The organism is Pedobacter agri PB92, assembly GCF_000258495.1.
Lineage (GTDB): Bacteria > Bacteroidota > Bacteroidia > Sphingobacteriales > Sphingobacteriaceae > Pedobacter > Pedobacter agri.
Map to the genome: position 1 here is coordinate 1 of NZ_AJLG01000079.1, position 22,824 is coordinate 22,824.

Annotated in this window: 18 protein-coding genes; 11 read left to right on the plus strand and 7 right to left on the minus strand. The window is 37.8% G+C overall.

Annotated elements, in window-relative coordinates; all coding sequences use genetic code 11:
• Positions 1-562 precede the first annotated feature (562 nt).
• Complete coding sequence (locus ON09_RS12845; protein ID WP_010601472.1) at positions 563-3,388, plus strand: FAD-binding and (Fe-S)-binding domain-containing protein; 2,826 nt, start codon at positions 563-565, stop codon at positions 3,386-3,388.
• Here the strand turns inward: ON09_RS12845 and ON09_RS12850 are convergent, their stop codons facing one another.
• Positions 3,389-4,381 carry a helix-turn-helix domain-containing protein gene (locus tag ON09_RS12850; RefSeq protein ID WP_010601473.1) on the minus strand — a complete coding sequence of 331 codons (993 nt, stop codon included), beginning with the start codon at positions 4,379-4,381 and terminating at the stop codon, positions 3,389-3,391.
• A gap of 108 nt (positions 4,382-4,489) precedes the next feature.
• Between ON09_RS12850 and ON09_RS12855 the strand changes: the two genes are divergently transcribed.
• The 10 genes from ON09_RS12855 (at position 4,490) to ON09_RS12900 (ending at position 14,325) form a co-directional block, all read left to right on the plus strand.
• Complete coding sequence (locus ON09_RS12855) at positions 4,490-5,599, plus strand: TonB-dependent receptor plug domain-containing protein (RefSeq protein ID WP_010601474.1); 1,110 nt, start codon at positions 4,490-4,492, stop codon at positions 5,597-5,599.
• 55 nt (positions 5,600-5,654) lie between these two features.
• The gene (locus ON09_RS12860; RefSeq protein ID WP_010601475.1) at positions 5,655-5,990 is read left to right on the plus strand and encodes a hypothetical protein; all 336 of its coding nucleotides are present in this window, start codon (positions 5,655-5,657) and stop codon (positions 5,988-5,990) included.
• Positions 5,978-6,883 carry a TonB-dependent receptor domain-containing protein gene (locus ON09_RS12865; RefSeq protein ID WP_238533668.1) on the plus strand — a complete coding sequence of 302 codons (906 nt, stop codon included), beginning with the start codon at positions 5,978-5,980 and terminating at the stop codon, positions 6,881-6,883. The genes ON09_RS12860 and ON09_RS12865 overlap by 13 nt, the downstream gene beginning before the upstream one ends.
• Positions 6,884-6,903: 20 nt before the next feature.
• Positions 6,904-8,154 (plus strand): hypothetical protein, encoded by a 1,251-nt coding sequence (locus tag ON09_RS12870; protein WP_116167945.1) that lies wholly within the window; start codon positions 6,904-6,906, stop codon positions 8,152-8,154.
• 115 nt (positions 8,155-8,269) lie between these two features.
• Positions 8,270-9,346 carry a metallophosphoesterase gene (locus ON09_RS12875; protein WP_051010211.1) on the plus strand — a complete coding sequence of 359 codons (1,077 nt, stop codon included), beginning with the start codon at positions 8,270-8,272 and terminating at the stop codon, positions 9,344-9,346.
• A gap of 105 nt (positions 9,347-9,451) precedes the next feature.
• On the plus strand, positions 9,452-9,634 hold the full coding sequence (locus ON09_RS12880) for a hypothetical protein (RefSeq protein WP_010601479.1): 183 nt from the start codon (positions 9,452-9,454) through the stop codon (positions 9,632-9,634).
• A 536-nt stretch (positions 9,635-10,170) separates the two neighbouring features.
• Positions 10,171-12,261, plus strand: coding sequence for an FUSC family protein (locus ON09_RS12885; protein WP_010601480.1), 2,091 nt, complete (start codon positions 10,171-10,173; stop codon positions 12,259-12,261).
• Positions 12,262-12,360: 99 nt separating this feature from the next.
• Positions 12,361-13,155 (plus strand): SDR family NAD(P)-dependent oxidoreductase, encoded by a 795-nt coding sequence (locus ON09_RS12890; protein ID WP_010601481.1) that lies wholly within the window; start codon positions 12,361-12,363, stop codon positions 13,153-13,155.
• A gap of 32 nt (positions 13,156-13,187) precedes the next feature.
• Positions 13,188-13,679, plus strand: coding sequence for a peptide-methionine (S)-S-oxide reductase MsrA (gene msrA, locus ON09_RS12895; protein WP_010601482.1), 492 nt, complete (start codon positions 13,188-13,190; stop codon positions 13,677-13,679).
• Between the two features lie 115 nt (positions 13,680-13,794).
• The gene (locus ON09_RS12900) at positions 13,795-14,325 is read left to right on the plus strand and encodes a DinB family protein (protein WP_010601483.1); all 531 of its coding nucleotides are present in this window, start codon (positions 13,795-13,797) and stop codon (positions 14,323-14,325) included.
• A 40-nt stretch (positions 14,326-14,365) separates the two neighbouring features.
• Here ON09_RS12900 and ON09_RS12905 read toward each other — a convergent pair whose 3' ends face one another.
• From ON09_RS12905 to ON09_RS12930, 6 genes are read right to left on the minus strand one after another with little or no spacing between them, the layout of a single operon-like run.
• Positions 14,366-17,494 carry an efflux RND transporter permease subunit gene (locus tag ON09_RS12905; RefSeq protein ID WP_010601484.1) on the minus strand — a complete coding sequence of 1,043 codons (3,129 nt, stop codon included), beginning with the start codon at positions 17,492-17,494 and terminating at the stop codon, positions 14,366-14,368.
• A gap of 30 nt (positions 17,495-17,524) precedes the next feature.
• Positions 17,525-18,622, minus strand: coding sequence for an efflux RND transporter periplasmic adaptor subunit (locus tag ON09_RS12910; RefSeq protein WP_010601485.1), 1,098 nt, complete (start codon positions 18,620-18,622; stop codon positions 17,525-17,527).
• 5 nt (positions 18,623-18,627) lie between these two features.
• Entirely contained in the window at positions 18,628-19,893 is a 1,266-nt protein-coding gene (locus ON09_RS12915; RefSeq protein WP_157258951.1) for a TolC family protein, read from the minus strand.
• 56 nt (positions 19,894-19,949) lie between these two features.
• Positions 19,950-21,299: a sensor histidine kinase gene (locus tag ON09_RS12920; RefSeq protein ID WP_010601487.1), complete on the minus strand. Its 1,350-nt coding sequence runs from the start codon at positions 21,297-21,299 to the stop codon at positions 19,950-19,952.
• Positions 21,299-21,976 (minus strand): response regulator transcription factor, encoded by a 678-nt coding sequence (locus tag ON09_RS12925; RefSeq protein WP_010601488.1) that lies wholly within the window; start codon positions 21,974-21,976, stop codon positions 21,299-21,301. Before ON09_RS12925 ends, ON09_RS12920 begins: the two co-directional genes overlap by 1 nt.
• Positions 21,977-22,030: 54 nt before the next feature.
• Positions 22,031-22,807 (minus strand): NUDIX hydrolase, encoded by a 777-nt coding sequence (locus ON09_RS12930; protein ID WP_316927803.1) that lies wholly within the window; start codon positions 22,805-22,807, stop codon positions 22,031-22,033.
• Between the last annotated feature and the right edge of the window lie 17 nt (positions 22,808-22,824).

Genomic DNA, 22,824 nt, shown 5'->3' on the forward strand with positions numbered 1-22,824 from the left:
ACGTACACACTACCGCCATTCCTTTTGGAGCATTCAGGCCGCTGATCCAGGTGGCATTCTTGATTGTTCCATCTAAATTTAAAATGGCAACACCGCCTTTGCCATCTTTCGCATTTCCCTCTCCGTCGATAAGAGAAACGTAGAGTTCTTTTCTATCTGCCATGTAAACTACCGATTCTGGTACCGGAAGCTGCTCGGTTGATTCCCATTCTTTTTTCAGAGTGATGGTTTGTGCATCAATTCGATTTGAAAGCAGCAGACAAATAAATAAAAAAAAATTTTCATAAGGACTTAGCTAAAGGATGATTAGGCAAATTAGCCAATTTAATAAAGGGATACAAATTGTTGTCGAAATCGACTTGAAGTAACCAAAGGATTTGGTGATAGTTGTGCAAAAGCCAAATGTAGAGATCGGTTAAAGCACTTTAGTATATCGGTATTACAGCATCATCCAAAAATCCTTTGGATTAAAAACTTGGGGTTACTAAACTCAATATGCTTTTAATTGCACAAATGTTTAAGCTATCTTTGTTCTCCTTAGAGGATTATCTTAGATAAATTGATGAACGAGATTGGAAAATTGCTAAGCAAAATAATTGCTGAAGATCGTGTGAAAACGAGATTGATAGATTTGGTGTCTTATGCCTCTGATGCAGGCTTTTATTACCTCAGGCCAAAAGCAGTTGTGCAACCAATCTCTATTAATGAAGTGATCTCACTGTTTTCGTTTTCACAGCAACATCAAATTCCAATTACTTTTCGAACAGCGGGTACCAGTCTCTCAGGGCAATCTATTTCTGATGGTATTTTGGTGGATTTAAGTCAGTACTGGAATTTGGTTAGGGTAGAAAGCAATGGTGCACAGGTTCGGGTACATCCGGGCGTTACGGGTTCGGTAGTCAATTCCGAGCTCAAAAAATTTGGGAAAAAAATTGGCCCTGATCCTGCAAGTATTAACTCAGCCATGATGGGAGGAATTCTGTCAAATAACGCCAGTGGGATGTGCTGTGGCGTGAGTAAGAATTCTTATCATACCTTAAAATTCATCAGGTTTGTGCTTCCTAACGGCAAGCAATATAGCACAGAACAGGCTGTAGATTATCAACGCTTCGAGGATGAATGTCCGGAAATTTTTAGGGGCATCCAATCCTTGAAAATGGAAATTGCCACTAATAAGGAAATCTTCGAACTGATCAGGCATAAATACAAGACGAAAAATACAGTCGGTTACTCGGTAAATGCGTTCATTGATTATGAACATCCTCTGGATATTTTGGCGCATGTGCTTGTTGGTGCCGAAGGAACGCTGGGTTTTATTGCTGAAGCTGTACTGAATACAGTTGACGATTATCCGCTCAAAACTACAGCGCTGTTGTATTTTCCTAACATTTTTGCGGCTTGCAATGCGATTGTACCTTTAACCATTTCAGGTGCAGAGGCAGTAGAGTTGATGGATCGTGCTTCATTGCGTTCGGTGGAAGACATTAAAGGAGTGCCGGCAATATTGAAATCGCTGCCAGATGAAGCAGCTGTGCTTCTGGTCGAGTATCAGGATCATACCCAGGCCCAGCTGGACGCAAAATCAGCGCAATTTCTCTCTGTTGTTGATCAGCTTGAACTGATGTTTGCACCAGAGTTTACGAATGATCCGGTGGAGCAGGCTTTTTTATGGAAGATCAGGAAAGGAATGTTTCCGTCAGTAGGATCGGTAAGAGCAAGTGGAACCACTGTTATTTTGGAGGATATCGCCGTGCCAGTTGCCGAGTTAGGCAATTCAATTTTAGATTTACACGGTTTATTCGCTAAATACCATTATGATAATGCTATTATTTTTGGTCACGCGAAAGATGGAAACATCCACTTTGTGGTTACCCAGGCATTTGATACTGCTGCGGAAATCAGCAGGTATAATAACTTTTTAAAAGAAGTTGTTGTTTTGGTTACTGAAAAATATAAAGGGGCTTTAAAGGCAGAACACGGAACCGGGCGGAATATGGCGCCCTTCGTGGCCACTGAATGGGGCGAGGGAATTTATGAGGTGATGAAATCGCTTAAAAACTTAATCGATCCGCATTATCTTTTAAATCCAGGGGTGATTATTAATGAAGATCAAGGTGCACATATCAAAAACTTAAAAGACTTACCTCAAGTTGAAGAGGAAGTTGATAAATGTATGGAATGTGGCTTTTGTGAATATAAATGCCCAAGTAGAAATATCACTTTAACGCCACGCCGGAGAATCGTTGTAAGAAGGGAGTTGCTCAAGTTAAAGCGGAACAATGAAAACGGCAGCTACAAAGAATTGCTTGATGAATATCAATACGACGGCCTGGATACTTGTGCTGTTGATGGCTTATGTGCTACTGCCTGTCCGGTTGATATTAATACAGGGTCTTTGGTGAAACGCTTAAGAAGAGAGAACCACAGCAAGTTTGCAAACGGACTGGCCTTAACGGTTGCTAAAAACTTTAAGCCGGTTACAACAGTAGTTAAGTTTGGCATTACCGTGGCCTCAGGCATTAATAATGTATTTGGAGCCAATGCAATGACTAACCTCACCAAAGGTTTTAAGAAAGTAATTCCCGGCGTGCCTTTATGGTCAAACCAAATTAAACCCACCAAATCATTTAGCCAGTACCAGCATAAATTAACTGCAGCGAATGCGCCTTCAGTGGTTTATTATCCAACTTGCATCAGCAGAACAATGGGTGGAACGTTGGAAGGACAAAAAAATATCATTGAAACATTTATTGAAGTTTCAAAGAAAGCTGGTATTGATTTTAGAATTCCTAATAATATCTCAGGTACCTGTTGCGGGCAGATTTTTTCTTCAAAAGGTTTTAATGATGCATTTCGCTTTACTGTGAATGATACCATCAGCAAGTTATGGGAGTGGAGCGGCAACGGAAAAAGTCCGGTTGTACTGGATATTACCTCATGCACCTATACTTTACAGGAGTGCAGGCCATCGTTAACAGATGAGAATAAAAAGAAATTCGATGCACTAACCATTATTGACAGTGTGGATTATATTTTGGATTATGTGCTTCCTCATGCTAAAATTCTAAAGAAGAAAGATAAAATTGCACTCCATCCGGTTTGCTCATTACAAAAAATGGGACTCGAGGGCAAGTTTGTAAAAATTGCGAATCAGTTGGCTAATGAGGTGATGATGCCCCTCCATGCGGGTTGCTGTGGAATGGCAGGCGATCGAGGATTTTTATTTCCCGAATTAACTGCTTCGGCAACGTTACCAGAAGCTAATGAGGTTAAAAAAGAAGAATACGATGGCTACTATTCTTCGGGTAAAACTTGCGAAATCGCCATGTCTGAAGCGGTAGGTAAGAATTATGAATCTATCGTTTACATGCTGGATGAATGTATATAACTACATTTTAGATCTTAATTTGGTGGGTGGATAACCGAATGTTTTCTTAAAAGCAATACTGAAGTTGGATATATTTTGGTAACCCACCATATAACTTATTTCCTGCACCGAAAGGTTTTTATCCAAAAGATAATGCCTGGCTTTATTCATTCTGATTTCTTGTAAATACCCAAAAACAGTATTTCCAAATACAGATTTGAATCCCTCTTTAAGTTTAGTTTGATTGATGCTTGCCTTGCGTGCCAACTCTACGATGGTGAATGGTTTGTCAAGATTTTCTCTAATTAATTGAGCGGCAAATTCAATTCTTTCCGTATCTGAATGAGTTAATTTAAAATTTTCTTTTTCTTCAGCTAATCCATTAAAGCTTAATGCGATCAGTTCGTAAACTTTCGATTCCAGGTAGATCCTTCTTGTAAGTCCTACATAAGGACAGTTCTTTATATCCTGTATCACACAAAACTCTTTCGCACCAATCTTTATTTCATTAGGTGCTAAAACCGTACTGATGTCTTTATGGCATTTGTTCAAGAATCGATCTAGTATTTTGGATTCACCTTCGTACTGTGCCAGTGTCACAAAAGGTAAATGAATATCGAATGTGTTATATTCTATATTCTCTTTAAAACCGATTTTAGCCTGATTATCCTCCGCTGTAAGGAATGTAATGTTTCCAGCCATTGCCGAAACACTATCCCGGGCTGTAGCCTTATTTTTATAATAAATGTGTTGATCGGAAAGGTTGAAGTGCATCTCTAAAAGAGATGAATCCCCTTTTCCATTAACGCTAATGTTATCTCCAAAAAGATAATTGCCATGTAGAATGGATAAATCCTCCCGCACGATGAACTGGTCATAAGTAATTTCCCCCTTTGGAGTAACAAATTTTAAGTGTTCAACAATTCCGTTAGCGGGTTTAGTAACCTCATTTTCTACCTTTTGATCGTATAAAAGGAAATCATCAAAATCGCTACCATCCAGTTTATAGCTCATCTATTAATTTCTAAATTCATAACAAAAAATTCCATTCTCATAAATTCCGGCTAGGCAAATCTACTACTTTTGCGGTTATAATTTATAATCAGTTTAAATAAAGATAAATTGACTAAGAGATACTTATCATTAATTTTCCTTTTTAGTGCGTTTTTTGTTTCAGCAAAAGCTGCTTGTCCTGTTAGCATCTATGTTGATGATTCAAATAAAAATCCACTTTCTGCTATTACCATCATCATTGATCATAAATCGGTTGGAGTAACTAATGCCACTGGGTTAGCAAATATTTTACTAGATGAAGGCGTTTATCAAATTGAGCTAAAAAAAGGCAACTCATCAATTAACCGTACAATTAGGGTAAGCTGTAGTGCCGAAAATTATTTTGCTTTCACTTTGAGCAATCTGGAAATGAAAAGTTTTGAGCTTAAAGAAGTCCAAATTGTTTCTAAAACTACTAAACGGCAGATAGAGACTTCGCCATTTTCGGTTCAGGCAATTGACCTGAGAAAATCGTACGATAAAGGCGGCGATGTGAGTGAGGTTTTGAATAGGGCTTCTGGTGTAAAATTAAGAAGTGACGGAAATCTTGGCGCTCCAGTTCAAATTAATTTAGGCGGCTTGCAAGGCAAGGCCGTAAGGTTATTTAAAGATGGTATCCCAATTGAGTTGTTCGGGCATGGGTTCAGTTTAGGCACAATTCCGGTAAACATGCTCGATCGGGTAGAAATTTATAAAGGCGTATTGCCCATATACCTGGCAAGTGATGCTTTAGGTGGTGGAGTAAACCTCGTTACCAGAACTGGTTTAGATCAATACGCTGAATTATCATATGAAGGGGGCTCTTTTAATACCCATCGTGCAACACTAAATGCATTGTGGCAAGATCGATCTAAAAAGTGGTATCTGGGAACGAATAGTTCATTCAATTATTCAGATAATGATTATAAAGTGAATGCGCCCTTTTACGATACCCAAACTTCCGTAACCGAATACCGCGATGCCAGAAGATTTCATGATGCAACAAAAAGTTATTACGCAGAAGCTTATGCAGGTTTGCAAAATCGTTCCTGGGTTGATGATTTACGTTTAACGTTGATCAATTCAAGCTTTGATAAAGAGCTGCAGCACGATGCAGAAATGAACAAGGTTTACGGGCAGGCGTTTTCGAAAGAACTTAATAATACCGCTTTATTGAACTATAAGAAACGTTTTTTTTAACGATAAACTGAATATTAATCTGTTAGGTAGCTTTAGTAGTTTCAAAACAAAATTTGTGGATACGGCTACGGTGCGTTATGGCTGGGATGGACAGATCATTGGCAGTAATCTTCGCCCTGGAGAAATTAATTTGGGAAACAATCAGCAAATCGATTATCAGTTTTTCTTCTCCAGATTGATAGCATCCTATCAACTGTCGGCTAAACATACTATTGACTTCAGCCAAATGCATTATGAGCAACATAGAAAAGGAAGCGACCCACTTGGTGCCATTTCTGCTATTGAAAGGATAGATGTACTTGGCGTACCAGCAGTTTACCAAAAAATAACCTTGGCCTTGGGCTTCGTTCAAGCTGGCTTGGTGATCACCTGGAAAGTATCGTTGCCTTAAAATATTATCACTTCAATACCAAAGGATACACAACTGATAATTTTGGCTTGGGGTGGCAGTCTTCCAGTAGTGGAGAGCAACTGGGTTACCTTGGGGGTTTGCGCTGGAACACTGGTCGCTATATGTTTAAGGTTTCATATGAATATGCGAATCGATTGCCTGATGAATATGAAATTTTTGGTGATGCCAGATTGATTAAGGAGAATATGGAGCTTAAGCCTGAAAAAAGTCACAACGTTAATTTAAACGGTCAATACAGCTTTCAGGAAGGTGACCATAGCCTAACGCTTTCAACAGGATTATTCTATAGAAAAGTGAAGGATATTATCTTCCTACAATTGGATATCCCATTTAGCCGCTATATTAATTACGAGCGGGCAGAGGTTAAAGGATTTGAAGTAGAAGCCAATTATACGCTATCTAAACGTTTTGATTTTGGCGCTAATTTAACCTATCAGGATATCCGAAGAGTGGAAATTGAGGAAACGATGTTTAAAAATCTGGAAGGTTCACGCATCCCCAACGTACCATTCTTATTTGGGAATATCTGGTTTAGCACACATTTTAATGGGGTTTTCAAAGCCAACGATAGGTTGGAAGTGAACTGGAACGCAAATTATACGCACCGTTTCTTCCTTAAGGCAATCCCGAAGAATCAAGAACCCGGATTATTTGAGAAGGTGCAGGATTTTCAAACTTCATTGGTAATCCCAAATGATGATCGTTTAGCACAATTTGCCAATAATGTTGGAGTTTACTACCACTTTGCCAAACCAAAAATTACTTTATCTGCCGAGTGCAGGAACATTGGCAATGAGAAGCTTTACGACAACTTTAATGTTCAAAAACCAGGAAGATCATTATATCTAAAATTAGTCTATCAATTTTTATAATCATATTTTATCTAATCGAAATGAAACGAATCAAATTTCTAAGTACAATGTTTGGTTTATCTGCGCTAATGTTTTTAGGCGCTTGTAGCAAAACCAATGAGCCTGAACCCAATCAGCCCGATACAGATATTCCAGCAAATGAAACCTGGATTATTTATAATGCAAACGCAAATTGGAGCGGGGGTATTTATGCACTAAAAAACAATAAATCTCGTGAGATTAATTTATCTGGTCTACCATTTTTTCAGGTTAGTAGCTCACTAGGTGGCCGTGTATTAGGGAAAACCCTTTACAAAGTGAACAGCGCATCGAATGCACAAGGTATCCTTAAATTAAACTTAAACACCGCAGGTCAGGTTGTGCAGGATAAGTTTTTAGCCTCACTGTCTAACGCATATATTTCAAATTATTTAGTTGTTAGTGCAACTGAAGGTTATTACTGGGATGATGTAAGAGGTGGACTAAAAGTTCAGAAATTCAACCCCACAACAATGGAACGTACTGGCGAAATCGATTTTAGCTCATTATCCGAAGGCTTACCAAATGAATCAGCTGGTCAGTTAATTTTGGCCAAAAGAGATGATAAACTTTATGTTGATTTATTATTGGGTACCAAATTAACAGGCAACTGGCAGGTATCACCTCCTAAACAAGAGGTGGCCATTGCAGTTTACGATTTAACCAATAACAAGATTTTGAATGTGACCAAATTTGCGGGTACAACTAATTTAGGTGTATTTATCGACCACGTTTTATACAGCTATGATGAAGTGACCAAAGATTTATATTTTGTTGCAGTAGCAGATATGAAAACACAGCCTACAGCGGCTTCTTCAAAAATCCTGCGTATCAAAAACGGCGAAACTCAATTCGATCAGAACTTTTCTATTGATATCAAAAACTATCAGTTTCCAGCTGAATTTAACAGGTTATTCGTTCACAATAGTAAAATTTACACCACTATTCCTTCAAGACCAACCTCATATTATGGCGGTGGGCAACATGGCGTAACGTATAGAAGTGACGTATGGTACTGGAATGAAATCGACGCGACAACAAAAAAAGCAACCCGTTTAAATATTCCTGCTGATAGTTTCTACGGAACCTCAAATCCTTTTATGCACAATGGCGAAATCTACTTTTTATCGAACAATACAACTGAAGGTTTCTCTGGCGTTAATCAATATAATCCAACCACCGGAAAAATCAAAGAAACATTCCGTTTAAAAGAAAGTGGTAGATTAAATGGTTTTAATATCATTGTTGATTAAAAAATCTTCCGCTAATTTAAGAAGGGAGCTTATTTATTTAATAGGCTCCCTTTTTTATATTTATTAGGCAGATAATCATTAAAAAAAATACATTTGCTATATGTTATTCTTTTTTATGAGATCTCTTAAATACTTATTGCTCCCATTTATATTATTTTATGGTGTTAAAGTTGCAGCTCAGGTCGAGCAAGATGGGCCTTACATCGTTCGCTCAGGAAAGAACATTATTGCTCATTATGTTCTGAATGATATAAGCAAAACAGACACTTTAAATGAAAAAAATCCTGTTCAGGTTCGGTTTGCAAAGCATAAAGAATGGGATTTTAGTTTTAAGCTACGTGCTAACAATGTTATCCAGCCCTCTTCATATAAGGCTGTAGAGAAAATGCTTGTCCTTTCTGATATTGAAGGTGAATTTGAGGCGTTCCGGGCGTTAATGATTGCGAACAAAGTAATAGATGAGAAATATAACTGGATTTTTGGCAAAGGACATTTAGTGATCTGTGGCGATTTATTCGATCGTGGAAAAGATGTTGTTCCTTATTTGTGGTTGCTTTATAAATTGGAAGAAGATGCCATTAAAAAAGGAGGCTTTGTGCATGTGCTCTTGGGTAATCACGACGTGATGAATATGGCGGGAGATTTACGATACTTAGCACCAAAATATCCTGCATCAGCTAAATTGATTGGGATAACATATGAAAAATTAATTGCGGAGGATACTGAAATTGGCAAATGGCTAAGAAGTAAAAATGCAATAGAAAAAATCGGCGATAAGCTTTTTCTCCATGCAGGTATTTCTCCTGAAATTAATGCCACTAACTTATCGTTGCAGGAAATTAATGACAAATGCCGAAGCTATTATGGAATCTCTACCAAAAAACTTGATGCAGATGGCAAAAAATGGATGAGCAGCGGTGGTCCATTTTGGTATAGAGGTTATTTCGGCGATGATAGAACTCCCATTACTACAGTAGATTCTACTTTGGCAAAATTTGATGTCAGGCAAATTGTAGTTGGCCATACCATTACCGAAGAAAATATTGCTGCTTATTATGGAGATAAAGTTATTGGTGTAGATGTCAACCAACACAAAGGCAACCGTAAGGCGATTATTTTTAATGGTGAAAAAACATTGGTAGTTGATGATAAAGGAAATCGTACACCGCTTGCTAATGCCGATAAAAAATAATTTGGCATCATAATGCTATTCTAACTAACCAAGCCCCCGCCCAAAAAGCGAGGGCTTTTATTTTATACCAAATTTCATATCTTGTGATTCAATTAACCTCAAATTATGGCCTACATCATCACTATTACTTTATGCATTGCATTTCTCGTTCAGAAAATATTTTCTGCTAAAGCTGCACACGATAGAAAAGACTTGAGAAAGTACAAAGCTGATTTGGTTGTTTTAACTATCGCATTGGTAGGTGGTACAGTATTAATTGTTTTGATGAGACATATGCTTAATAAATAATCAGCCATAATTTTATGATATCAACGTTAGTTCAATGGTATTTCCGGGAGTGATTAATTATCTCTTTTAACATTACTTTCGATAGACCACAATTACATTTAATCCGCAAGGCCTATTTTTGATTCCACCAATTGCGAACTGAACGAGATTTTCTGCATTGAAAAGCTGTACAACGCTCAGGTTATGGTTTCAGACTGGTTTTGTATGAAACCAGTAAATATAAAAAAAGCAGGTCCGGAGGCCTGCTTTTCCATTAGTTTCTAAATCGTCCCGTTGATTTAATTCTAACTGCACTAAAATTAGCGTTTTACAATTTACATAAAAAGGGTAAAAACACCTTAATTTATATCGATTATTGTAGAATAATTCATACGTGGATGCTGCCTTGAAATTTGGTTTTTAAAGGCCTCTACATAAATTTATTATCAGCAGCGACGCGAAATTTTGAAAGCAGTTAACCTTAATACACCCTGCTGACTGAAAATATCAACTGATGTCTTACCTTTGCCGCACTAACTGAAATAAATTCTCCCATCTTGAACAAACGCGGCAAAAAAGCATTCGCATTAAATATTACTTACTTTTTTCTTGGAGAATATTTCTCTGATGCGCTGCGTACCACTTTAACTGTCCTTTTTCCAATTATACTGTTTTTCTACTTAGGTAACCCGGAAGCTGCGACTGGAATTGGAGTCGGTGCCTTGCTTATTAGCTTAACCGACTTGCCTGACAACAGATTAAACAAACTTAAAAATGCGCTGATTAGCATTGTTGTCTTTTTTCTAACAACATTTTTAGTTTCGCAGATTTTGAATTACAAAATCTGGTCTGCACTGATTATTACTTCGCTTGCTTTTTTCTTTTCCATGTTCGCGGTATATGGTCAAAAAATGAGCTTGATTGGAACCATGGCTTTAATCGTTTGCACTTTCGTGATGGGGCTACATCCGGCCCGGCCGCTTTATTTTAGTGCATACATGTTAATCGGCGGTGTTTGGTATTATTTAGTTAGCGTTATTCAAACACTCATCCGGCCGTATCGTTCGTTAAATCATGCCATTTTTGAATGTTTGCTGGCCAGTGCAGCCTTTTTAAAGGCAAAGGCCAAAAATTATGATCCTGAAATTCTATTAGATCATCAGCAAAGAGAGATTATCAAATTACACATTCGGGTAAATCAAAAACATGAATTAATCCGAAGTTTATTGTTAACAGATCGCTATGCCATGAACCCTGACAATAAGAAGGGTCGCGTTTTATTGGAACGGGCTGGCTTATTAATCGACCTATACGAACAACTTAACGCAGTTCATTTCGATTACGAATCCATCCGACAGTCTCTATCTGGAGGTAAAAGTTTAACGCTCATTGCTGATTTGATCCGAATACTAGCCGAAGAAATTGAAGATCTTGGCAGGCATGTTCGAACCATTAAAAACATTGAGTCAAAGTCGAAAATTAATTCATCATTCATCGCTGATCAAAAAAAATTGATTGCAGAGATGAATCACTTGGGCACCGAACAACGAGAGTTTATCAAAAGTGTAATTTCTAATATTGATGAAATCGCTCAGATCATTATGGCCATTAGAAAGAGCGAAATTAATGATCAACACCATTTACAGCCCAATGAAACTATTGAATATCCACTGTTTGTGAGTTCAGATCGACTTTCGCTCAAAGATCATTTAGGTTTAAAATCCCCAATATTCAGGTTTTCGCTTCGCATGGCAATTTGCTTCCTGTTCGGCTTTCTGCTCATTAATCAATTAGAAACCAGCAGATATAGCTATTGGCTTTTTTTAACTTTAGTAATCGTAGCGAGACCAAAATTTTCGATCACATGGAAAAGGAATTTTCAGCGGTTAAAAGGAAGTTTAGGTGGAGTTGCAATCGGCTTATTGCTAATCTATCTGATAAAAAGCCCCGCGATATTATTGAGCATTTCTGCTATTTGTTTACTTGGATTTTATGCTTTTAATAGAATTAATTACACCATAAGTGTAATGTTTATTACCCCAGCTGTAATTCTTACTTTAGGTAGTTATCATGGCCATTTTGACCATATTGTTCACGATAGGATAATATTTACAATGATTGGCTGCGGAATTGCAATTCTTGCCACTTACCTTTTTCCGATCTGGGATAGCAAACAAATGCATCAAAAAATCAAGGAAGCTGCAAATGCAAGTTTGAAATATTTTCTGATTACTACAGATAAAAACAAAGAGCCCAATGAAAATATAAATAGGATGGCCAGAAAAAATGCCAATCTGAGCCTTTCTGCTTTATCAGAATCCATTGAATCTGCAAGTCAGGAGCCTTGGCAATCGAGCCTGAATCTTCAATATTTGTATGAGGTACAGGTTATAATTTATAAAATCAATGCCATGATTACTTCCATTTATCTGGCAGGCGAGCGGCTTGATATCGATAACGAAAACAACTTAATCATTCCTATTATAAGGAATCTGAAACTTGAAAAATCCATTCAGCCTGAAGAATCAGTGGATGATTCCCTTCTCAAATTGAATGATAGAAACAAATCTGATCTCCTCAGCCACAAATTAAGTGATATAAAAACACTGTCTGCAATACTTTCTGCCGAATATCATTTGCATCATTAGCCATTCATTCAAGTTAATTTTTACATCTGTATGCTTTTTCCGATAAACAGATCAATCAGGGATTTGTTATCATTACGTATCTAAAAGATAAAAGCTAAAATGGATTTACAAATAAAAAATAAAATTGCTTTCGTAAGCGGATCAACCGCTGGGATAGGATATGCAATTGCCGAAAGTTTACTGAAAGAAGGAGCACAAGTAATTATCAATGGACGATCAAAGGAAACCGTAGATAATGCGATTGCAAAATTGAAAAAGGATACAGGAAATGATGCTGTTACTGGAATTGCAGCTGATTTTGCAAAAGCAGAGGAAGTAAACAAACTAATTGAAAGTTTGCCTGATGTAGATATTCTGATTAACAATGCCGGTATTTTCGAGCCGAAAGCCTTCGAAAGGATTAGTGATGAGGATTGGTTTCGTTTTTTTGAAGTTAACGTAATGAGTGGTATCCGCTTATCAAGGTCGTTGTTTCCAAAAATGTTAGCTAAAAACTGGGGAAGGATCATTTTCATTTCCAGTGAATCGGCAGTTTTTATACCCGATGAAATGATTCATTACGGAATGACCAAAACTGCCCAACTCGGTGTAAGCAGGGGGTTAGCTGAGTTAAGCAAAGGCACCAATGTAACGGTCAATTCAATTTTGCCAGGACCAACAAAATCAAAAGGTGTTGGAGGTTTTATTGAAGATTTAGCCAAAAAAGGAAATATCAGCATTGCTGAGGTGGAAGAAGATTTCTTTAAAAATATGAGACCAACTTCACTGATTCAACGATTTTTAGATGTTAGCGAAATTGCCAACGCTGTAACTTATTACGTTAGTCCGCTGGCTTCGGGAACAAACGGCGCCGCCATTAGGGTAGAAGGCGGTTTAATTCGATCAATATTGTAATATCTTAAATTCACAAAATAAAGCACATAAATATGAGTACTGAAAAAGCAATTTTAGCTGGCGGCTGCTTCTGGGGTGTTGAAGAATTGATTCGTCACCAGCCTGGTGTAATTTCAACGGTTGTAGGCTATACCGGTGGCGATGTTCCAAATGCAACTTATCGCAATCACGGCACACATGCTGAAGGAATTGAAATCGAGTTCGATCCTGAAGAATTATCGTATCGCAAACTATTGGAATATTTTTTCCAGATTCATGATCCTACAACAAAAAACCGTCAGGGAAATGACGTCGGGACATCTTACCGTTCAGCCATTTTTTACCTGAATGAGGAGCAGAAAAATACAGCACTTGAGTTGATCGAGGAACTGGAAAATTCTGGCAAGTGGCCGGGCAAATTTGTAACAGAAGTTGTTCCTGCTGGTGATTTTTGGAATGCGGAAGAAGACCATCAGGATTACCTGCAAAAAGTTCCCTATGGTTATACCTGCCATTTCGAACGTCCAGATTGGAAATTAAGTTAAAGTTAAAGGAGTTTGCATTGCAAACTCCTTTTTTTTCAGCCATTTTTTTCAGCCAAAAACGCAGCAGTTATAATCGATTCTTATTGTTAATTTTACGTTGATAAAACCAAATCACATGAAAACAATAAAATTATTAACCAGTTTATTGGTGCTAATGGCTGTATTTAATACAGCAAGGGCACAAACTACTTCTGCTGATGTAGTGAAAGAATGGGAGCGGGCAAAAGCTTACACTAAAGAGTATCTGGACGCTATGCCTGAAAAAGATTACGGGTTGAAACCTACCCCTGAAATGCGATCATTCGCAGAGCAAATGCTGCATTTGGGTGCTGATAATTATGTGTTTACAGCTGCTGCCTTAGGAGCTAAATCTCCTGCGGGAATGGATCAGCTTGAGAAAACCAGCGAAAAAACAAAAGTGGTAGTTACTAAAAATGTATTAGATAGTTATGATTTTGTTATTGCTGCCCTTAAAAAATTAAACACCGCCCAGTTAAATGAAAAGGTAAAACTATTTGATCGTTTTGAACTTTCGAGAGAAGCTGCTTTCGAAAAAGGTTTCGAACATCAAACCCACCACCGTGGTCAAACTACTGTTTATCTGCGTTTGGCAGGAACGAAACCTCCACAAGAAAAATTATTCTAGTAAAAAACAAAGCCTTTCGAAAGTCGAAAGGCTTTGTTTTTTAAGCTTGTGCTGGATTTATTTTTTCAACCTTTTTTTTGTACGACCAATAAAATACGATCGGGTAAACGAAAAGATTAAATAGCGTATTAGTAATCAATCCACCGATGACTACTATCGCTAATGGTTTTGACGCTTCTGATCCAATTCCAGTTGATAATGCTGCTGGCATTAAACCTATTGCAGCCATTAGTGCGGTCATTAAAACCGGCCTGAATCTGCTTGCAATTCCGTCACGCATGGCATCGGTAAATGTCCACGTTGCATGGTGCTTCAATTCGGCAATATTTGTTTTGAATCTGGTAATCAGAATTACGCCATTTTGAACACAGATTCCAAACAGGGCAATAAAGCCAATCCCCGCCGAAATATTAAAGTTTACCCCGGCAATAAGTAATGCCAAAATTCCACCAATCATCGCAAATGGCACATTGTTTAATACCAATAAAGCATCCCTGATATTTCCAAAAAGCACAAAAAGAATGAAGAAGATTAACAACAAACTCACTGGAACAGCTTGTGATAATCGGGAAATGGCTCGTTGTTGATTTTCGAAATCTCCTGCCCATTCTAATTTGTACTCTTTTGGAAGTTTTATTTGTGCATTTACTTTTTGTTGCGCTTCGGCAATTACGCTGCCCATATCTCTACCACGAATGGAGAATTTAATGGCGCCATAACGTTTGTGTTTGTCGCGGTAAATCATACTCGGGCCAGTGATTTTTCTGATGCTCGAAATTTCGCCAAGCTGAACATTTGAACCTGATAAAGTGGGTATGCGAAGTTTGCTGATTGAACTTTCATCATTTCTAAAGTCTTCCGGATAACGGATGATGAGGTCAAATTTTCGCTCGCCTTCATAAATTTGAGTTGCTGCTTTACCACCAATAGCCATTTCAATTACAGCGTTAGCATCAGCTGTGCTGACACCGTAAAGCGCCATCTTTTTCTGATCGAGGTTGATTTGCAATTCTGGCTGACCAAGATTTCTTAAAATGCCCAAATCCTCAATACCATCAACGGTTTTTAAAATCTTCTCAATTTTTTCTTCTTCCTGTTCAATAAATTCGAAGTTTTCGCCGAACATTTTAACTACGATTGAACCTTTAACACCAGAAACAGCTTCTTCAACGTTGTCAGAAATGGGTTGAGAGAAATTTAGACTGATGCCAGGAAAACTTTTGAGCTTTTCCTGCATGCGTTCAATCAGTTGCTCTTTACTTTGTTTTCGTTTCCATTCTTTACGCGGGTAAATATCTACATGGAATTCCATGTTATAAAAGCCTGTGGCATCCGTTCCATCATTTGGACGACCAGTTTGCGACATTACCTGCTTCACTTCTTCAAAACTTAAAAAAATCTTTCGCATGTCGTTTGAAAGCTTTTTGGTTTCATCAAGTGAAATACTCAACGGACCGGTTGCCCGCACATAAATCGATCCTTCATCCAGACTGGGTAAAAATTCAGTTCCCAAAAATTTAAAACTGAAAGCACCCATTACCAATACGGTAATTGATATAAAAAATACTAGCCTTTTTTTGCTGAAACAGCTATCATAGAATTTCAAAGTTGCTTTTGTCATCCATTCTAAAAAGACATTGTGTTTCTCTTTTACATTCTTTTTTAACAACACACTTGCCATTGCCGGTACCAGTGTAAAAGTTAAAATTAAGGCACCGAGAAGCGCAAAACTTAATGTCCAGGCCAGGGGAGAGAACATTTTTCCTTCCACTTTTTCGAAGGTAAATATGGGTAACAAGCCGGTGATGATAATCAGTTTGGCAAAAAGAATTCCTTTCCCGTTTTCCATGGAAGCCTTTTTGATAAAACCCAGCTTGCTCATTTTATTGAAACGATCCATGCCCAGTTTCCTGGCTTTCATATCCAGGGTTACGAAGATTCCTTCCACCATCACGACTGCACCATCGATGATAATTCCGAAATCTATCGCACCCATGGATAACAAATTCGCAGGCATTCCTTTTAGTTTTAAACAGATAAAGGCAAACAGAAGTGCTAATGGAATAATGATCGATACAATTAACGTGGTGCGCCAATCGGCCATGAAAAGGAATACGATGAGGGTAACGAATAAAATCCCTTCAAGCATATTTCCCATTACCGTGTGAACGGAGTAATTCACTAAATCTTCGCGGTCGTAAAAGGCTTTAATCTTTACATCATCCGGTAAGATGCTGCTATTGATGATAGCTATTTTTTCTTTTAATCGGCTTATTACTTCACTCGGGTTGCCACCTTTACGCATTACCACAATCCCTTCCACTACATCAGGATCATGATCCCGGCCTACCTGTCCTAGTCTTGGCAATGCCGACTCAGCTACCTCGGCAATGGTTTTAACATATATTGGAGTACCATTTACATTATCTACCACTACATTTCTAATCTCATCAATGTTGTTGAGCACACCAATTCCACGCACTACGTAAGCCTGACCACTTTGAACAATTACATCGCCCCCCACGTTAATATTGCTTTTTGAAACCGCTTCGAAAAGCTCTGTAGCTGTTACGCCATATTGAATGGATTTCTGTGGATCGACGGTAATTTGATAAGTTTTCACTTCACCACCGAAGCTCACGACATCGGCAATACCCGATACTGAAAGTAATTCCCGCTGGATCACCCAATCCTGTAAGGTTTTAAGTTCACGTACAGATTTTTGATCACTGGTTAAAGTATAGCGGAAAATTTCTCCTGTCGGGCCATATGGTGGCTGTACTTCCGGTTGAATGCCTTCTGGTAAATCGGCTTCATCAAGGTGGTTATTCACCTGAACCCGTGCTTCCGCATAATCAACATCATCCTCAAAACTTACTTTAACAATAGAAAGTCCGAATAGGGAAGAGGAACGAATGCTGGTGCGTTTTTCTGTTGGGTTCATGGCAATTTCCAGCGGACGGCTAACGAACTTTTCTACCTCTTCAGCACTTCTCCCTGGCCATTGCGTAATAATGGTAATATTGGTATTGGTCACATCAGGAAATGCATCAATAGTGGTATTTTTGAAACTTAAATAACCTGCTAAAATGAGGATGAAAGTGGCGAAAAAAATGAAATATTTATTCTTCAGCGCAAAGCCGATGATGCTTTTAATGAAATTATTCATGGATTAAAAATCTAATGGGTGAAAGGAATTTTACTGCGATTTTAAGTTTTCAAACAAGAAAACCTGTTTAGATGCAATCACCCGATCGCCAGCTTGAACCCCTTTGCTAATGAAAATTCTGTTGGCAGTTTTACGGCCAATTTCTATTTCCTGAATGCGAACCTTATTATCGTTGTTTAATACAAGCACATAGTTTTTGTTTTCATCAAAAATTACAGCTCTGGCATTTACAACTGGTAAATTAACGCCCGAACTTGCTGAAACTTTAACTGTGCCTAACATACCTGGTTTTAACAGGAAGTTGGGGTTTGCAATGACAACTCTTGCATTCATCACTTTACTATCCTGATCAATCAGATTATAAATTTTATCTATTTTTCCTTTAAATACCTGCTCTGGATAAGACAGTGTAGATAAATTAACTTCATCGCCAGGCTTAACACGAGAAATATCCGATTCATAGATGTTGATCATCGCCCAAACATTCGAAAGATCAGCAACCGTAAATAAGCTTTTATCGTTATCGCTACGCAATTGCATGTTATCATTTACATTTTTTTCAATTACAAAACCATTCAATGGTGATTTTATAGCATATAACCCTGTACTGCTGCCACCGTTTATCTTTAATACAGCGTTTGCTCTCTTTAGCTCTGCCTTTTTCGTTTGGTAATCATTTTTAGCTTCTTCCAATTCCTTTGCAGATGATAAACCGCTTTCGTAAAGTTGTTCAGCTTGCTTTAAAATTCTATCAGCAGTTTTTAGTTCAGCATTTGCCGCAATTACTTCTTTGTCAAATCCAGCCATTTCTGCACTATTTACTGTAGCCAGGGTTTGTCCGGCATTTACATGATCGCCTAAACGCACATTCACCCGATTTACAGATCCGCTTACCATCGGGAAAAGTTCCGATTTTCGATCTTCATTTGCCGTAATTCTAGCAGAGAAAATAATGTCAGCCTTCCCGTTAGCTTGCTGTACCGTATCAATAATCAACCGGCTTAATAACGAATCTGTAATGGCAAATTTTTCAGTTGGGGTTTCAACGTTGTTTTCGCTACAGCCAAAACCAAGGCCTATTGAGGTGAAAATTAATCCTTTTATGATGTTTTGATGGATGGTTTGCATAATGCTTATTTGAATATGTTTGTGCCGGTTACATAATTGAGTTCTTCTCTCGAGCTCATTCTTTCGAATTTGAGACTGTTGATTTGAAGGATATTTTCTTTATACGAGTCATACAAATCAAGGAATTCGATCAAGCTGATGTTCCGCTCTCTGAAGTTTTTAATCAGTCCGTTGATTATCTTATTAAAATCTCCATTAAAGGATGGATCAATCTCCATTAATAGCTTTTCGTTCCTCATCGCAGTGCGATAACTGTTGAATACCTCATTTGATAGTATTAATTCCTTCTTTTTGATGTTGGAGGTAGCGGCATCGATTCCAACCTTTGCCTTTTTAATTTCGCCTTGGTTTCTGTTAAAAAGTGGAATTGGGATTTTCAGACCGATACCGGTATATTTTTCGGGATAATTTCCTTTTAAATCATATGCCAGGGAGACCTCAACATCGGGGATAGCCATTGCCTTTTGCAATTTTAAGTTAAGCACGTTGTACTCCAAATCAGTTTTTGCCAGCTTTAAGTCTGCCCGGTTGGTTCTGGCAGAATCAAGTAGCCTTGCGTAGGGAATTTGATCTATAGCAGTTACTCTACTTTCTGCAACCGTTAACTTCAGGTTTGCAGACGGTTCCAGGCCACATAATAATCTTAAATCCTTATAGTGATCTTCTAAATCATTCAAAAGATTTGCCTGTTCTGCCTTTAAATTAATTATTAAAGATTTGATTCGGATTACATCTTTGAAGGCAATATTCCCAGCTTTCAACTGGATTTCATAAGCCTTCAACAAGCTTTCGGTTGATTTGACCTGGTCTTCGTAAACCTGAATAGATTGAGTGGCGAAGTAGGCTTTGTAAAAAGTGTTGCGCAGTTCAAATTTTAGTGTGCGCATCAAATCGAAATATTCCAGTTCAGCCAATTTTACACCTGTTTTGGCTAATTTTATATTCTTATTTCGCTTTCCGGCCAGCTTGACAAGCTGAGAAATAGAACCTGCGTACTGACCATAAGCATAAGATGTTTGCAGAAATTTTTTGGTTTCGTGATTATAGAAAAGGTTTTCATACTCCAATTCCGGATTATCAAAAAGCTTCGCTGTAATCACTTCTGCCTTTGCCTGATCAAGCTGATAGTTACTGGCCAGTAAATCGAAATTATTCTTTAAGAAAAGAATTTCAGCTTGTTTTAAATCTAATTTTAGGGAATCACTTTGAGCAAAGCTTGCATTGATCGAAATAGCCAATACGAAAAGCAAAAATGAACTTAATCTCATCATACGGCAAAACTATTCTTGCCGAGTTAAACGCGAATTAAATCGAAATTAAAAGCGGATTAAAGTTGAGGTATCGATATGATAAACACACTTTTATACTCTTTAGACGCAGATATTTCTATTTTTCCTTTAAACAACGTGATGATTTTTTGAGCCATATACAAACCCATTCCTTCACCTTTTTGTCCAACTGCTGCAGATCGGGTATAGAAGGGTTTAAAAACCTCTTCCTGTTCCATCAGTGGAATACCAGGACCCTGATCAATTATTTCGATCACGAAATTTTCATCAGACTGCGTCAATTTACATCCCACATTTTGTTGGTTAGAAAACTTAAAAGCGTTCGAAAAAATGTTATCGAGTACAATTTGCAGGAGAATTTCGTTGGCTAAAACCTGCGGATGGGCTTCCGATAAGTCATTTACAAATTCTATAGCGAGGTTTTTACGCTGTTTCCATTCTGCCTGAATTTTGAATAACAATTGATCTAATCGGATAGGAGAGAGCTGAGCATTGAGCAATTCCATATCCATCTTCGCCAGGGTCAGTAAACCGGTAATAATATGATCCATTTTCTCAGCGTCATCTAATATGGAATAGATCACCTTTTGATAAGCTTCCGCATCACGATTTTTTGACAAAGCCAATTCGGTAGCCATCATTATTCTCGTAACCGGTGTTCTTAGTTCGTGAGAGGCATTTGCCACAAATGTTTTTTGAAGGATAAACGCCTGTTCCAGTTCATTCATTAAGTGATTAAAACTTTTGGCGATGAGGTTAATTTCATCTTTGGTATCAGTTTCCTCCACCCTGAATTCCATATTTTCAGAGCCAATCTGCTTTACCTCCAGCATGAATTTTTTGAGCGGCTTTAACATCTTTTCAGCTATCCACCTGCTCAAAATTAACACAACCAACGAGATGATGATGAACACGAAAATCATGATTCTAAGCAGCTTCGTTAATCTATTGTGTGATCCCTGATCGGATGCTGATGCCAAAATGACGAAATCGCCCTGGTTATCCTTGTAATAAATACCTACAACCTGTCGTTCCCCATCCGTATATTTAATTTGTTTGCGTTTTCTAACTTGGTCTATTGTTGCCTTCGTCCAGTATTGGGTGGTATCTCCGATAAAAGTTGCCCGGTTTTTATAATCGTAAATTCTTGTTACTTCGCCATTAAGCTTCTGCAAATATTTGTGGCGAACATCGTTCAAGGCATCACGGCTAATTTCATCGGCTTCAAGATAGAGCTTAGCTGTAACCATTGTTCTGTCGGTTAGTCGCTCAAAGAAATCAGCCTCCAGAAATTTCATGAAAGTAAAATAAACCACACAAAGCACAGCGAAAAGCATTGATGTGCTTATCAGCGTAAAATAAAGTGCAATGCGATCTTTAATTTTCATTATTTAAGGATGTAACCCATATTGATTTTGGTATGGATAAGTTTTCTGTCAAAGCCTTTATCTATTTTTTTGCGCAGAAAGTTGATGTAAACGTCAATTACATTGGTGCCGGTATCGAAATGTATATCCCAGGCTTGCTCTGCAATGTATTGACGAGATAATAAACGATTGGGGTTACGCAGAAAAAGCTCCAGTAAAATAAACTCTTTTGCACTAAGTTCAATGTTTTTACCCGCTCTGAATACTTCTTTGCTATGTGTATCCAGCACCAGATCTTCAAAACAAAGTTGATGACTGGATATGCTTACCAAGGGAGATTGTCTTCTTAGCAGTGCTGAAACACGGGCAAGTAATTCTTTTAAGTGGAAAGGTTTTACCAGATAGTCATCAGCCCCTGCTTCCAGGCCTGTTACCTTATCGTCTACTGTTCCTAAAGCGGTAAGCATAAGGATAGGTGTCTGACTATCAATTTCGCGAAGCCGTTTACATAACTGGATGCCATTTAATCCGGGCATCATGATGTCAATAATCAATAGATGGAATTGCTTATTTGCAAATTGTTCCAGTGCGTCTATTCCATTAAATACCGTAGATATTTGATAGCCGTTTTCTTCCAGCGCCGATTTTAAAAGATCAGCAATTTTGATGTCATCTTCAGCTATTCCGATTCGCAGCATCTAACAAAAATAGGAATCTCATCTTAAATTGAGATTAAAATTGCGCCGCTTTAGTTAAAGTTTTAAGTTGGGAATAAGATTCAGAAAGGCCTGAAAGTTAGCATTGTACTTCTTTTTATCAACTTTGAAATAAAATGCACCTTTCTTAGAGCCTGATTTATCTTTTTCTGCCAGTTTGATCAGTAAGCCCGTTGAACCGATTTTTCTGCTAAAATTACGGGTGTCAATTTTAGTATCGTTTACTTCTTCAAACAGAATCTGCAACTGGGGGATGGTGAATTTCTTGGGCAACATTTCAAATAAAATAGGATGTAACGCTGCTTTGTATCTAAGTTTTTTTCTGGCATCACTAACCATTTGATCGTGATCAAAGATGAGTTTTGGACGGTCGTTGATCAGAAACCATTCGGCATGATAATCATCATTAATCTGTGCCTGATATTTATGAATGTCGATCAACGCAAAATAACCAACAGATAAAGTCCTTTCAATCGGATCGCGGTTGGGTTCGCCGTAAATCTGTAATTGTTCAAGGTAAATGCCTTCTAAACCCGTGTTCTTTTTTAAAACCCGGTTTGCAGCATCATCCGGACTCTCATTAGCGCCTACAAAACCACCAATTAAACTCCACTTGTTTATTTCTGGCTCCAAACCTCTTTTAACCAGCAAAATTTTTAAATGCTCGCCGTCAAAACCAAACACAATGCAATCTACAGCAAGGAGATAATGCGGCTGACTAGAATATGCTATCATTTTTGGTTCGATTTGGGTTTTGAAGATCTCTAATTTTCTACGAAAATAGAAATTATTATATAAATTATTAATTGTCATTTTGACAATTAATAATT

What these genes read in the sequence shown, in the direction of transcription:
- ON09_RS12845 (WP_010601472.1), top strand. Translation starts at nt 563, where the DNA reads ATGAACGAGATTGGAAAATTGCTAAGCAAAATAATTGCTGAAGATCGT.
- ON09_RS12850 (WP_010601473.1), bottom strand. Translation starts at nt 4,381, where the DNA reads ATGAGCTATAAACTGGATGGTAGCGATTTTGATGATTTCCTTTTATAC.
- ON09_RS12870 (WP_116167945.1), top strand. Translation starts at nt 6,904, where the DNA reads ATGAAACGAATCAAATTTCTAAGTACAATGTTTGGTTTATCTGCGCTA.
- ON09_RS12875 (WP_051010211.1), top strand. Translation starts at nt 8,270, where the DNA reads ATGAGATCTCTTAAATACTTATTGCTCCCATTTATATTATTTTATGGT.
- ON09_RS12880 (WP_010601479.1), top strand. Translation starts at nt 9,452, where the DNA reads ATGGCCTACATCATCACTATTACTTTATGCATTGCATTTCTCGTTCAG.
- ON09_RS12890 (WP_010601481.1), top strand. Translation starts at nt 12,361, where the DNA reads ATGGATTTACAAATAAAAAATAAAATTGCTTTCGTAAGCGGATCAACC.
- msrA (WP_010601482.1), top strand. Translation starts at nt 13,188, where the DNA reads ATGAGTACTGAAAAAGCAATTTTAGCTGGCGGCTGCTTCTGGGGTGTT.
- ON09_RS12900 (WP_010601483.1), top strand. Translation starts at nt 13,795, where the DNA reads ATGAAAACAATAAAATTATTAACCAGTTTATTGGTGCTAATGGCTGTA.
- ON09_RS12905 (WP_010601484.1), bottom strand. Translation starts at nt 17,494, where the DNA reads ATGAATAATTTCATTAAAAGCATCATCGGCTTTGCGCTGAAGAATAAA.
- ON09_RS12910 (WP_010601485.1), bottom strand. Translation starts at nt 18,622, where the DNA reads ATGCAAACCATCCATCAAAACATCATAAAAGGATTAATTTTCACCTCA.
- ON09_RS12915 (WP_157258951.1), bottom strand. Translation starts at nt 19,893, where the DNA reads ATGATGAGATTAAGTTCATTTTTGCTTTTCGTATTGGCTATTTCGATC.
- ON09_RS12920 (WP_010601487.1), bottom strand. Translation starts at nt 21,299, where the DNA reads ATGAAAATTAAAGATCGCATTGCACTTTATTTTACGCTGATAAGCACA.
- ON09_RS12925 (WP_010601488.1), bottom strand. Translation starts at nt 21,976, where the DNA reads ATGCTGCGAATCGGAATAGCTGAAGATGACATCAAAATTGCTGATCTT.
- ON09_RS12930 (WP_316927803.1), bottom strand. Translation starts at nt 22,807, where the DNA reads ATGACAATTAATAATTTATATAATAATTTCTATTTTCGTAGAAAATTA.